10 protein-coding genes are annotated in these 13,331 nt (G+C 37.3%); 3 read left to right on the top strand and 7 right to left on the bottom strand.

Features of this window, described 5'->3' with window-relative positions:
* Position 1: 1 nt before the first annotated feature.
* The 7 genes from NQ505_RS00340 to NQ505_RS00310 form a co-directional block, all read right to left on the bottom strand.
* Complete coding sequence (locus tag NQ505_RS00340; RefSeq protein ID WP_008998938.1) at positions 2-1,516, bottom strand: arylsulfatase; 1,515 nt, start codon at positions 1,514-1,516, stop codon at positions 2-4.
* A 20-nt stretch (positions 1,517-1,536) separates the two neighbouring features.
* Positions 1,537-3,030, bottom strand: a complete 1,494-nt coding sequence (locus tag NQ505_RS00335; protein ID WP_008998937.1) for a RagB/SusD family nutrient uptake outer membrane protein — start codon at positions 3,028-3,030, stop codon at positions 1,537-1,539.
* Between the two features lie 12 nt (positions 3,031-3,042).
* Positions 3,043-6,390, bottom strand: coding sequence for a SusC/RagA family TonB-linked outer membrane protein (locus NQ505_RS00330; protein WP_008998936.1), 3,348 nt, complete (start codon positions 6,388-6,390; stop codon positions 3,043-3,045).
* A gap of 159 nt (positions 6,391-6,549) precedes the next feature.
* Positions 6,550-7,545: a FecR family protein gene (locus NQ505_RS00325; protein WP_008998935.1), complete on the bottom strand. Its 996-nt coding sequence runs from the start codon at positions 7,543-7,545 to the stop codon at positions 6,550-6,552.
* Between the two features lie 89 nt (positions 7,546-7,634).
* On the bottom strand, positions 7,635-8,225 hold the full coding sequence (locus NQ505_RS00320) for an RNA polymerase sigma factor (protein WP_008998934.1): 591 nt from the start codon (positions 8,223-8,225) through the stop codon (positions 7,635-7,637).
* Positions 8,226-8,454: 229 nt separating this feature from the next.
* Entirely contained in the window at positions 8,455-9,780 is a 1,326-nt protein-coding gene (locus tag NQ505_RS00315) for an MFS transporter (RefSeq protein ID WP_008998933.1), read from the bottom strand.
* Between the two features lie 27 nt (positions 9,781-9,807).
* Positions 9,808-11,247, bottom strand: coding sequence for a mannitol dehydrogenase family protein (locus NQ505_RS00310; protein ID WP_004299241.1), 1,440 nt, complete (start codon positions 11,245-11,247; stop codon positions 9,808-9,810).
* 199 nt (positions 11,248-11,446) lie between these two features.
* Here NQ505_RS00310 and NQ505_RS00305 point away from each other — a divergent pair, with 199 nt between their 5' ends.
* From NQ505_RS00305 to NQ505_RS00295, 3 genes are all read left to right on the top strand, one after another.
* Positions 11,447-12,475 carry a LacI family DNA-binding transcriptional regulator gene (locus NQ505_RS00305; RefSeq protein WP_008998932.1) on the top strand — a complete coding sequence of 343 codons (1,029 nt, stop codon included), beginning with the start codon at positions 11,447-11,449 and terminating at the stop codon, positions 12,473-12,475.
* Positions 12,476-12,609: 134 nt separating this feature from the next.
* Entirely contained in the window at positions 12,610-12,924 is a 315-nt protein-coding gene (gene trxA / locus NQ505_RS00300; protein ID WP_008998931.1) for a thioredoxin, read from the top strand.
* A gap of 41 nt (positions 12,925-12,965) precedes the next feature.
* A complete protein-coding gene (locus tag NQ505_RS00295; protein WP_004307939.1) occupies positions 12,966-13,301 on the top strand; it encodes a hypothetical protein in 336 nt (111 codons plus the stop codon).
* Positions 13,302-13,331: the final 30 nt, after the last annotated feature.

The following is a 13,331-nucleotide window of genomic DNA, read 5'->3' as shown; positions in this document are numbered from 1 at the left end:
TTTATAATTTGTAATTAGTAACAGGGGATTCCGTATGAGCTTTTTTCATCTTTTTCTCTATTTCCTTCACTACATTCGGATAAATAGATGAAAGATTGTACTGTTCTTGCGGATCTGTTTCCAGGTCATACAACTCTACACAACGGTTTCCGTTTTTAATATTAGAAAGATATCCTTTCCATTTTCCCATGCGGATAGCTTTCGAACCTTTCCCTTCCGGAAGCTCCCAATAAAGATATTCATGCACTTCTTGACGGTTGCCTTTCAAAGTAGGAAAAAAACTGATGCCATCTGTTTTTTTGTAGGAATAGCCGCTAATTTCGCCTAATGTAGGCAACACATCCCAAAAGGCGCAAATATGATCGCTGACAGATCCGGCGGTGATCTGATCGTGCCAATGAACAATCATTGGCACTCGGATACCACCTTCACGTAAACTGCCTTTTCCCCAGCCCTTTTCCGATTTGAAGGGTCCTGCACTATCAAACCAAGGAGCATTCACTCCTCCGTTGTGAGTCGGTCCGTCATCACTGCTGAATAGGATCAATGTGTTTTCATAAATCCCGCATTCTTTTAATAATTCAACCAGACAGCCGACTTGCTCATCCATATAACTAACCATGGCAGCGTATGTAGCTTTTGGATAGCGACAAGGGAAGTATCCTTTGTCACCCAAATAAGGGGACTCGTCACCGAATTTTTTTACATAATAATCAATCCAGCGTTGAGGTGCTTGCAATGGTACATGTGCAATGGGAGTAGGCCAATATAGAAAGAAAGGACGTTCTTTGTGTCGTTTTACAAATGAAAGGACCTCATGAAGCATTAACTCCGGTGCGTAAGATTTGGAGACAAGGAATTCATAACTTTCTTTCTTATTAGGATCGGCTGTTGCATCGAATTTCTGATTTGGTGAAAGAAGGCGATTAGGCAGATATTCCCGATGTTCGTTTCGCCACAGAAAAGGTGGATAATAATCATGTGCCTGTCGTTGACAATGATACCCATAGAAAAAATCGAAGCCCATTTTGCGGGGAGTAGAACTTGATCCTGGATAGCCTAAACACCATGTGCCAACGCAACCGGTTGTATAACCTGCTTGCTTTAATAAGGACGCCACCGTTATCGTACCTTCAGGCATCGGACGTTGCCCTTCCAAAGTGGAATCTGCCAATACAGCCAAATAGTTCCCAATATCACCTCGTTCAGGTAATTCGTCATTTCCACGAATATAGGCATGTCCCGTATGTAATCCTGTCATTAATGAACAACGGGAAGGAGAAGAAACCGCAGAACCGGAATAATGTTGGGTAAACCGCATACCTTTTGCAGCTAACTGATCTAAATTCGGCGTTTCTATCTTTTGCTGCCCATAGCACCCTAGATCCCCATAACCGATATCATCCGCCAAAATATAAATAATGTTTGGTCGTTGATCCGGATTCTGAGCTTTTGTTCCTGATGGACACATTACAGGCAAAAAGAACATATATAATAATGGATACTTATTGATCATTTTGATAAGAAATTTATTTTTTACCAGCCGGGATTATTGGGTAATAGATTCGGATTATCATTCACTTCTTGCTGTGGAAGTGGAAATAGATAATTCTTATCGTTAAATATACGTCTTTCAATAATGGAACCATCATATTTTTGTACGGTACTACCGTTCATTAGTTTCTTTGCGATTTTCCAGCGGCGTATATCATTGTAATACCAACCTTCACCTGCAAATTCGATGCGGCGTTCATGTCGTATTCTTTCACGCATCTGCTCTTTTGTAAAATTATCTTTTGTTTTATCAAACAAAGGCATCTTTACGCTAGGACGATTACGTACCTCGTTTATGGCATCGTATATAGGTTGATCTGGTTTATCTAAACGTTCATTTCGTGCTTCCGCATATATCATAAGTATATCAGCATAGCGCATAAGAATAATATTGATATCATTCTTATCGTCTATGGCGGCGGCAGCTGTGTCATAACGCGAATATTTCTTGAATGTATAACCAGTATTTATGAATTTATCGTTTGTTACAATCTGTCCCATATAAGTGGCACCGGGATAAACAATAGTGGCATAGAAACGAGGATCTCTATCTGTATATAAATCTTTTCCATCGGTGTACGATGAACCATCTTTCATATCGTAAGATTTTACCAAATCTAAAGTTGGGGCAATTGTATTGAATTGGCGAAGTATGACATCTAGTCCATCTCCCGAATGTACAAAAGTTGGATACAAATATTGTACATCAAAGATTACTTCTTGATTGTTTTCATGATCTCTTGAGAATAGATTGCGATAATCTGGAAAGAGAGAGTATTTTTGGGATTTCATTACTTCTTCTGCAGCTTTTTCTGCTTCTTCCCACATCTCGTTGTATAGATAGACACGTGCTAGTAATGCTTTTGCCGCCCATTTATTGGCTCTTCCTGTCTGGGAAGAAGTTGCCGGCAATACAGAAAAAGCATCTTTCAGATCTTGAATAACCTGAGCCATAATTTTAGCTTTCGGATCTCTTGGTAGAAATGACTGTGTATTTACATCCGGTTTATCTAAAATTAAGGGAGCATCACCATACATGTTAGTAAGATCAAAATAAAACAACGCACGTAGGAATTTTGCTTCTCCTACCATTTCTTTTTTATCTTCTTCTGAAATAACAAAAGAAGGAGCACCGGCTATAAATGTATTGCAACGCCCGATACCTTGGTAACAAGCTCCCCATTTACCATTGACAATATCTGAATTAATAGAGTTTACCGATCCGTCACCGATTACCCGCCATCCATAAGTTCCATTATAATTGTAAGCGTTAGGGGTTCCGGTTTCACTAAAAATTAGATTACTTCCGTACATATATACATTATACATCGTATTATAACAAGCTACCAAACCTGCCTCAATTTGTTCAGGGGTTTTCCAAAAGTTATCTTCAACATACTGGCTTGTGGGAATTGTGTCTAGAGAACAGCTTGTTATAGAAAGACAAAAAACAAATCCAGTTAATATTTTCTTCATAATTGGCATAATTTAGAATGTAACATTGATTCCCCCTGTAAATGATTTTACAGAAGGGTATGACCATATATAGTCTGAAGTTAACGATCTTTCCGGATCAAATATGTCAAAGTCAGAGAATGTCAAGAGATTTTCTGCATTCACAAATACTTTTAACGCTGCTATTTTTAATGGAGCGATCCATTTTTTCGGAAAATCATAACTCAGTTGAATGTTTTTTAAACGTAAATAGGAGGCATCTCTTAACCAAAATGTGCTGGATTTCGTATAATTATCATGTTGACTGTTAGTAGTCAGTAAACGGGGGAATCCACCACCGGTATTTTCGGGAGTCCACGCTCTTTTTAGCCACTCATAGGTAACACCTGCTCCATTAGCATAGGGGTACACCAAATTATGAGTAGGGTAAGTGCTAATTCCTGATACTCCTTGAAAAAATACATTCAGTCCTATTCCTTTATAATCTAGGTTTAAGCCAAACGAATAAGTGAAATCTGGTACTGAACTGCCTGTCACCACACGATCATCTTCTGTAATTTGTCCATCTGGTACTCCTTCAGGACCGGACACATCCCTGAAAATTAAATCACCGGCATGTGTGTTAGCACTTTGGTAAGCATGGTGTTTTACTTGATCTTCTGATTGGAAAATCCCGTCACAGATATAAAGATAATAAGCGTCAATTGGATATCCTTCTCTCGTAATTCTTTTGCCATTAATCATATCGTCACCACCAATGTGTACTACTTCGTTTTTAACATAAGTCACGTTACCAAATACATGATAGTTGAAGGCTCCTATATTATTGCGATAAGCTAAATTGGCTTCTAAACCGGTATTATCTACTGTACCGATATTACGCATGGCTCCAGTTAGATTTCCTACCTGTGATGGTTGGTTGACAGAGCGGAGAATGTCTTTTGTCCTTTTTTTGAAGAATTCAATTGAACCGCTCAGTGAATTATTGAAAATTCCGAAGTCCAATGCTAAGTTGGTGATAGTTGTTGTTTCCCAAGAAATTTCCGGGTCAACAGCTTGAGTTATTGCATATCCCGTTGCAGTTGTATTCCCAAATATATAATTTACACCAGAACTCATAATTGGAGTGTATTGGAATAAACCAATAGATTGATTTCCTAATTGCCCCCATGACACTCTCAACTTTAAGTTTGACAACCAATTCTGAGTGTTTGCCATGAACGCTTCTTGATCGATACGCCATCCTGCAGAGAAAGATGGAAAAAGTCCCCAGCGATGTCCTTTTGCAAAACGGGAAGAACCATCGTAGCGGAGGTTTGCCTCGAATAGATAGCGATCAGCGTAATCATAATTTATTCTGCCGAAATAGGAAAGTAGCCGAACCTTGCTACTTGAGCTGGCCGGTTTAAGAAATGTTGTAGCCAATCCTACTTCTGTCAGCTCATTATCCAAATATCCGTTTTGTCCTTTTGCACTGAATGACCACGCATTGAATTCTTCGTAGTTCATACCCAACAAGGCAGCGATGTTATGTTTACCGTTAAAACTACGATTCCAATTGACGGTTTGGCTTATTGATGGATTAATATCGTCATTCGCTGCATTCATTGCTGTTGTATTTGCAATCATTTTTTGCGGTTCCAATGTCTTTGGATTGTAAGTGTAGGTTGTTGGTTGGAAGTATCTTCTAGTTAAATCTACTTTTCTGACTCCCAATGTAATGTTGTATTTGATATCATAAGGGAAAATATACTCGGCGAATGCACTACCGACAATACGAGTCTGTTTGTAATTATTCTCTCCATCCTTGCAAGACAGCAGGTTATTGAATGTATTTTGTCCGGGAGTTACCACCCAACTACGACCATAACTGCCATCAGCCAGATAAGGAGTCATTACTGGTAGAGCGCGCATTGCTAATTGCATATAATCAGAAATTCCATAATGTGGTTCATTATAATTTCTATAATTTGCCGACACATTGATTCCTGCTTTGAACTGACCGTATTTAATAGTGCTATTGAAATTAATAGAAACTTTTTTAGCGTCTGTAAAATTAACAACCCCTTCTTGGTCTAAGTATCCGACAGATAAACCAGTTTGTATATGGTCATTGCCACCGGAGATACGTATATTATGTTCTTGCATAAAAGCATCACGAAAGTAAAGATCGAACCAATCTGTTGCCGGATAGGTATAAGGATCTACTTTCATTCCTTCTTTATATTCTTCTATGATATCTGCATAAAGAGGTGCTCTTCCTTCGTTCTCGTAAGCTTTATCAAAACCTTTCATATAAAGGATCGGGTCCCATACGGCATCTGGCAGATAAGTGATTTGCTGTAATCCGAAAGAGTTGTTATATGAAACAGAAAATTTTCCGGCTTCCGCTTTTTTTGTTGTCACCAATACCACTCCATTTGCTGCACGCGACCCATAGATAGAAGCTGAAGCTGCATCTTTCAATACGGAAATGCTAGCAATATCGCTTGGATTCACATCGGTCAATGTTCCAGGAACTCCGTCAATTAGAAATAATGGGTCATTACCTGCACTGGAAAATGTTCCCATACCACGGATACGAATAGTAGCTGCGTCGTTTCCAGGCTGAGCACCGGCTGCAGAGTTTACATAAACTCCTTGTGCACCTTGTAATGCTTGGGTTGCATTTGTAATCGGACGATTCTGAATTGTTTTGGCATCTACTACGGAAACGGCTCCTGTCAGATTTACCTTTTTTTGTATTCCATAGCCAACTACAACCACTTCATCAAGAAGTTCTGTATCTTCTTTTAAGGTAATGAACATACTTTTTCCAAAGACGGTTTTTATCCGTTGATCTTGATATCCTATATAGGAGATTTCAATCATTGTGTTGGGAGAAACCATAAAACTAAAGTTACCATCCATATCCGTAATTGTACCGTTCGTTGTTCCCTGTTCCTTGATGGTAGCGCCAACTATAGGCTCGCCATTTGTGTCAACCACTTTCCCTGTTACTTTATTAGACTTGTCAGAGGACTGGTTATCTGTAGCTGGGGTCACAATTATTTTGTTACCTTGTACTATATGAGAAAGGTGATGTTTAGGTAGTTCTTGAATAAGCAGATCCTTAAGTTTAGCATTCTTTACAGAAATGGTGACCTCTTTTTTATTCTCTACTTCTACGCTACGGTATGAGAAATGATAGGGTGTTTGGGATTCAATTGCATTAAATAACTCTTTTACTGATGCATTCTTTAAATTAATGTTGACTTTTCCTGTCTGTGCATTAGCACTTGTGAATGTTAAGAAACAAAAAAATAACAATAAGGAATACAACTTGATCGTATTTTTATTATCTTTCTGCACTAAACTGATTAATTGTTTTTTATTTTTCATAAATACACAACTATTTGGTTTATTTTCTTTTTTATTAAGAGTTGGTATGAGCGGAAACTCATACAAGACTCATTCTTAACTTCGGATAATGGGCAAATTATCCGAAGTTTTTTTGTTTTTCATTCATGTTTTCATATCATTTCATTTTAAGATTAATAATTATTTGTTCATTCGAATATTTATCTTTCCATCCTTAACTGTGTAATTGAATCCATAATGTATTTTCAATACTTCCAATATATCTTCAATTTTCTCATCATCGAATGCACCAGTGTATACATCATCTACGGATATTGAACTATCTATTGAGAATTTCACACGAAATTTCCTTGATAAACATTGGAATACATTCTCCAATTTTTCTTCCCGGAATACTAATTCTTTGTTCAACCAAGCTGTTTCTATTTTAGTAGTGGTCTTTTCTATATTAAGTTTATTATCATATTTGTTATAAGTAACTTTTTCATTGGGTTTAACGCAAATAGTCTGATAGGGAGGCTTCGATGTAGATACATTAACATGTCCTTCTACCAAAGCCATCTCTATAATATCCTTATCCTCATAGGCATAAAGATTGAACTTTGTTCCTAAAACTGTGACATCTATATATCCGGTATTGACAATAAACTTTTTCTCCGTGTTTTTCTTAACTTCAAAATATCCTTCACCCGATAATTTCACCTTGCGATTATTCTGTCCGAAATTTTGTTGATATGTAAGGGACGAGTTTGCATTTAGACGAACCAATGTACCATCAGGAAGACTCACTTGAGAAGTGCCGGAATCTCCTGAACGTACTATTACATCTTGTTCAGCCAATGTTTGCAACTCTTGGTGTTGTATGTAGTACAGTATGGTTAATCCACTTGCAAAAAGCAAAAGAATTGAGGCTGCAATTTGTCCCCAGTGCCGTGTTATTTTGTAAAAAGGTGAGATCTTCATCTTTTTATGTAGGTGACAGTACAAGGAGTCAATCTTTTCTTGAGATAAAGAAGGATATGTATCAAATTTATTCCATTCTTCGAAAAAAAAGTCCTCCAACTCTTGGTCAGACGAGTCGTTAACAGTTGATACCAATTCTTTAAAATCCGATAGTGAAAGATTACCAGACTGAAACTTCTTTAATAAGTCTTTTGCTTTATTTACTATGTGCATATTTATAACATTTTATATGTTATATCCACAAGTAAGCTAAATGTAACATCAAAAGTATTATGTTATAAAACACATAAACAAGAGAACTTTCAAATATCTTTCAGGAAGAGAAGAAGAAGAGGATAATATTGACGCAATTCTACACGGAGAATTTTTAGAGCCATATATAATTGATTTCTCACGACTTGGTTAGTTATCGACAATTTTTCAGAAATTTCAGAAATTGACATACCATATTCTTTATTCATTTCGAATATGATACGTTGACGAGGAGATAGGTGTTGTTTTCCTTTTTCTAATGCATTTACAAATTGGTCATAGCACATCAATGATTCAGCTTCAGCTATTTCTGTAGACGACCGATTAAGATATTCAACGTAATCTTCCATCAAGGGGTTATTTAATTGACGGCGCATTTCTTTTAGTAGAAAATGATATGCAATCGTAAATAAGTATGATTTAAACGAAACGTCTGGATTAAGATTGGCACGATTAGACCATATACGTAAAAAAGTTTCCTGAACAACATCATCGGTTGCATCTTTCGACTTTAGGTATTGAAACACGAATCCATATAGCCGAGATACCCATTGCTCATAAAGTTCTTGATAGGCTTTCTCGGAGCCATTCCGAACAGATAATAATATTTTTCTTTGTTTTTCTATAGTTTCACAATGCATCACTTTGGATAATATTTTAATAAACAATTAGGACTGTTGATTGTCAACCTCAAAACGTCTTTATTGTTTTTGGATAGCACTCTTATATTGAACTAATTTATACAGATAGAATATTTGTATAAAATATTGATTGATATTGCAATTTATGTATTTTTTTTAAGAATCGTGTATAAAAACATAAAAATATATTAGACATGTCCTATTTCTATGTAGACAGCTAATGGAAACATCATGATTGTTGTACTTTGGGTAAGTTTTTAATATGTGATCCGGAAATGGCATAATATAGCATAACTAGTTCACATATAAGTGCAATTATCCATGTCCATTGCCAGCTTCCCCATGTGTCGGCAAGGATGCCTTGAAGTACTGGGAATATGGCACCGCCGAATACTCCCATCATAAGAATGCCGGAAGCTTTGGAAGTGTATTGCTGCAATCCTTTAATAGCTAAAGTGAATATGCAACCCCACATTACAGAATGGCATAGTCCTACAGATACCAATATCCATAAATTGTTGGTAAGAATAGCCACCAATATAAGTATTGTAGCAATAATACTGGTTACAGTGAGTAATATGCGTGGAGAAACATTGTTGAAAAAACTAAATATAAGCCTTCCTACCATCAAACCTCCCCAATAGAGAGTAGCAAGTAATGCGGGGATACCTAGATCTAACCCCCAGACTACTATATGACTTTTTCCAAAGCAAAAAAATCTGTGCCCATTTTCTATTAGTTCCATTGCATGCAAATTGATATTTACTCCAATTGATACTTCTGCCCCTACATAAAAAAATAGGGTGATGACTCCTAAACTTAAATGTTGATAAGACCAAATACTGTGTTTGGGCTTATTGCCATTGTCAACTCTGGTTCCTTGAATATCAGGCAGGTTTAGTCGGGAGGTGATTAATGTAGTGATAATGATACATAAGGTGATCATTAAAAAGGGAAACATTAATTGGTCGGCCGTAACACTTTCAAGCGTAACACCAGCAAAGATAATTCCTGTAACAAAGAAAGGAGCGATCGTAGTACCAAACGAATTGATAGCACATACGATATTGATACGCTGTACCGGTTGCGTATTTGGCAGTTCATAGGCGGCAATATAAGGGTTGATTACAACTTGTAGTAAGGCTGCTGATGTTCCCATTAAATAGGAGCCCAATAGAAAAATAAAGTAGCCATAAGGAACCTGGTCTTTAAAAATTAGGATGCGAGCATCTCCGTAATGTACTACAAGCCAGGACGAGAGAGAATACATTAATAGACCGATAACCATGATTGACAGTGCGCGTAGTAATGTTTTCTTGTAACCGTGCACGTTTATCCATTTTCCTCCTAATGAACTATTCAGTAAATATCCGAGGAAGAAAAAGAAAGATATAAAAGTCGTTAATGTATTTCTCAATTCATCTGTATGCGAAAGAAACGCAATTTTTAAAGGACCTTGAAACTGCCCGTTCACAGTTGTTAGGAAACCTACTATGAAATATATGAAAGTCAGGACAATGAATGGACCGAGACTGTTATTTTTTTGTGTATTCATAATATTAGGGTGCAAAAAAGAGTTTTGTTATAATATACTTTCCAGTGTTGACATTGTTCCTTTTTCTTTGATTGCATTCACCATTTGCAGATATAATTCAACAAATTCGTCGGCAGCTTTCAGTTCTGTACTTTGGAAAGGTGATAGTGAGAGGAAATCTATTGGGGAATTACTGGCTATAAGGATGTCATCTGTTGCTGTCAGCCATGGCTCTGCAATCTCAAATTTAGTTCCGTTATCATCAGTCTTATATTTCAAGTAATGACGATAAGCAGCAAAAAGATACGCTTGGCGAGTAAGATTTGCACGGTCACGGATCATCTGGATCAGATTTGGCATGATATATACGGGAAATTTGGATGCACCGTCAAAACATAAACGCGCTACTTGGTCGCTAACGGTATGATTACCGAAACGTTCTATTAAAGTTTGTTTGTACAAATCCAGATCCATGTTTCCCGGTGCAGGAACATACGGAGTAATATCAATATCCATGAAGCCACGTACGAACTTTTTAATTCGTTCATCGGATATGGCGACGTCTACTTTACGATATCCGCTCAGGAAAGCAGGATATGAAAGTAAGGTATGAGAGGCATTCAGTAGGCTGAGTTTCATATTTTCATAGGTAGTCACATCCTGCGTAAATTCTACGCCGACCTTTTCCCATGCAGGACGACCGGCGATAAATTTATCCTCCACTACCCATTGGATGAAGTCTTCGCAATATACAGGTGCTCCGTCTTGAGTTCCATTTTGGGTGTTCAGCCGGATAATGTCTTCAGGTTGGGTCGAGGGGGTTATACGGTCTACCATACTGTTAGGGAAAGTGATATTTACTGTTGCCCATTCTGCTAGTTCTGGATCTTGGGCTTGGAAAAAGGAGAGAAATGCTTTGCGTGCGGTGTTACCATTATGTTGTAAGTTGTCACAAGATAAAATTGTGATAGGTCCATTCCCGACAGCTTTTCTTTTCCGTAATCCTTCGGCTACAAAGCCAAAGGTCGTTTTCGGGCTTTGTGGGTGTGCTAAGTCATATTTGATATTTTCATTATCCAGCATAAATTCATTGGTAGCTTTCGCTATATTATATCCGCCTTCGGTGATAGTTAGTGTAATGATATGGATATTTTTATCGGCAATTTTATTAATAATGGCTGCTGGATTCTCGATTCCCCAAATCAACTCGATTAATGAGCCTATCTGATAAGTTTGGTCTTTACCATCTCGTCCGCAAATAGTTAGTGTATATTCCTTTTTTTGCTTTTCTAGTATTCTGTACAAGCGCTCATCTCCAGGCAATAGCATAGCACCGCAAATACCCCAATCCTGTTGGGTAGGATCTTCTAATAATAAATTAGTATAAAATTCTTCATGTGCACGATGGAAGTTACCGACACCAATATGTAAGATACCTGGTTTGATATGTTCGCGGTTGTAATTGTAAGAAAGTACTTGTGTTTTCATGTTTTCTTTATTTTTTAATTCTATATTATTGTTAATGAAGCAAAGATAAGTTTGGTGAATAATAAAAAGCTGTTTTTTGAGGACGTTTTACCTGCAAACGATTGCGGGAACGTTCCCAAAATCTGCAAACGTTCCCAATGATTAGGATTTGTCATTGTAAATGCATATTTTTGCCCTAAGTTAAAATACAAAAGTAGCTATGAAGCACATTACCATTAAAGATATAGCCCGACATTTGTCTTTGTCTGTTTCAACAGTATCTCGTGCGTTGATAAATGATAAGAACATCCGTCAAGAGACTAAGGAAAGAGTGCTGGAAACAGCAAAAATGTTAGGGTATAAGCCTAATCCGGTAGCTACCAATTTGAAATATGGACATACGAATACTGTTGGGATTATCGTTCCGGAAATGCTCACTCCGTTTGCTTCACAAGTGATAAGCGGTATACAAAGTGTACTTTATGCTAATGGGATAAAGGTTATTATTGCAGAATCAGATGAAGATCCAAATAAGGAAAGAGAGAATTTGCAAACAATGGAAAGGTTTATGGTAGATGGAATTATTATCTGTCTTTGTAGTTATAAGGAGAATTTGGATCAGTATATACGTCTGCAACAGGCGGAAATGCCCATGGTTTTTTATGATCGTATACCATATGGAATGAATGTTTCCCAGGTTATTGTAGACGATTATATAAAGGCTTTTTTTTTGGTTGAGCATTTGATTCGGGAAGGTTATAGGCATATTGTTCATTTACAGGGACCTGATGATGTGTATAATTCAGTAGAGAGGGCGAGAGGATATAAAGACGCATTGGTTAAATTTAACATTCCGTTTGATAAAGATAGGATGTTAAAGGCGGGGTTGACTTTCAAGGATGGAGCAAATGCGGCAGATATGTTAATAGAAAAAGGAGTCTCCTTTGATGCAATTTTTGCTTTCACAGACACATTGGCTATTGGTGCAATGAATAGACTGCGGGATTTAGGTAAGAAGATTCCGGAGGAGATTGCTATTGCTAGTTTTTCTGGTACGGTGTTATCTACAATTGTTTATCCACAATTGACTACGGTTGAGCCTCCTTTACAACAAATGGGTAAGGTGGTGGCTGAATTGATAATTGAGAAGATTAAGGAGCCGTTATCTCCAAATCGTTCGATAGTGTTGGATGCCGAGATTAAGTTGCGTGCTTCTTCTAAAAAGGAAAAAGATTCAAAAGGTAAGTAGGAACCAACCTATGCACAAAGTGCTTTACTGATATTATAAAACAATAAATAGATAACTTCAATTGAATTTTATTGATTATATTTGTGGCGCGAATAAGCTAACGAAATAACATTTAATAATTAATACTTAAAAAAATGGCTTTAGAAATTACAGACAGCAACTATAAAGAGGTTCTTGCAGAAGGAAAACCGGTTGTTGTGGATTTTTGGGCTCCTTGGTGTGGCCCTTGCAAGATGGTGGCTCCTATCATTGAAGAATTGGCTGCGGAGTTTGAAGGACAAGTAATCATCGGTAAATGCGATGTAGATGAAAATGGTGATATGGCTGCTGAATATGGTATCCGTAATATTCCTACTGTATTGTTTTTCAAGAACGGTGAAATAGTAGACAAGCAGGTAGGTGCAGTTGCTAAATCTGTATTTGCGGAAAAAGTAAAGAAGCTTTTATAGTCGATAATACTTAATACCTATTACTTAATACTTAAATTACCATGGGACTGGAAGACGATTTTTTATTAGCAGATGCCGATGACGAAAAGACCATCGAGTTTATCAAAAACTATCTGCCTCAAGAACTGAAGGAGAAGTTCTCGGACGACGAATTGTATTATTTTCTCGATTTAATCGACGAGTATTACTCTGAAAGTGGCATTCTCGACGCTCAGCCCGATGAAGATGGTTATGTCAACATCGATTTGGAAGAGGTTGTGGCTTACATTGTAAAAGAAGCCAAAAAGGATGAAGTAGGAGAATATGATCCTGAAGAAGTCCTCTTTGTGGTTCAGGGAGAGATGGAATACGGAAACTCTCTGGGACAAGTGGACTAAAACGACGTCCGGTCTCATTGTAGATAAAAT

The sequence above is a fragment of the Bacteroides sp. D2 genome (assembly GCF_025147085.1).
Lineage (GTDB): Bacteria > Bacteroidota > Bacteroidia > Bacteroidales > Bacteroidaceae > Bacteroides.
This window is presented reverse-complemented; position numbering and strand designations above follow the sequence as displayed.

Excerpts from the sequence above, each read along its gene's own strand:
- NQ505_RS00340 (WP_008998938.1), bottom strand. The coding sequence starts at position 1,516 with ATGATCAATAAGTATCCATTATTATATATGTTCTTTTTGCCTGTAATG.
- NQ505_RS00335 (WP_008998937.1), bottom strand. The coding sequence starts at position 3,030 with ATGAAGAAAATATTAACTGGATTTGTTTTTTGTCTTTCTATAACAAGC.
- NQ505_RS00330 (WP_008998936.1), bottom strand. The coding sequence starts at position 6,390 with ATGAAAAATAAAAAACAATTAATCAGTTTAGTGCAGAAAGATAATAAA.
- NQ505_RS00325 (WP_008998935.1), bottom strand. The coding sequence starts at position 7,545 with ATGCACATAGTAAATAAAGCAAAAGACTTATTAAAGAAGTTTCAGTCT.
- NQ505_RS00320 (WP_008998934.1), bottom strand. The coding sequence starts at position 8,225 with ATGCATTGTGAAACTATAGAAAAACAAAGAAAAATATTATTATCTGTT.
- NQ505_RS00315 (WP_008998933.1), bottom strand. The coding sequence starts at position 9,780 with ATGAATACACAAAAAAATAACAGTCTCGGTCCATTCATTGTCCTGACT.
- NQ505_RS00310 (WP_004299241.1), bottom strand. The coding sequence starts at position 11,247 with ATGAAAACACAAGTACTTTCTTACAATTACAACCGCGAACATATCAAA.
- NQ505_RS00305 (WP_008998932.1), top strand. The coding sequence starts at position 11,447 with ATGAAGCACATTACCATTAAAGATATAGCCCGACATTTGTCTTTGTCT.
- trxA (WP_008998931.1), top strand. The coding sequence starts at position 12,610 with ATGGCTTTAGAAATTACAGACAGCAACTATAAAGAGGTTCTTGCAGAA.
- NQ505_RS00295 (WP_004307939.1), top strand. The coding sequence starts at position 12,966 with ATGGGACTGGAAGACGATTTTTTATTAGCAGATGCCGATGACGAAAAG.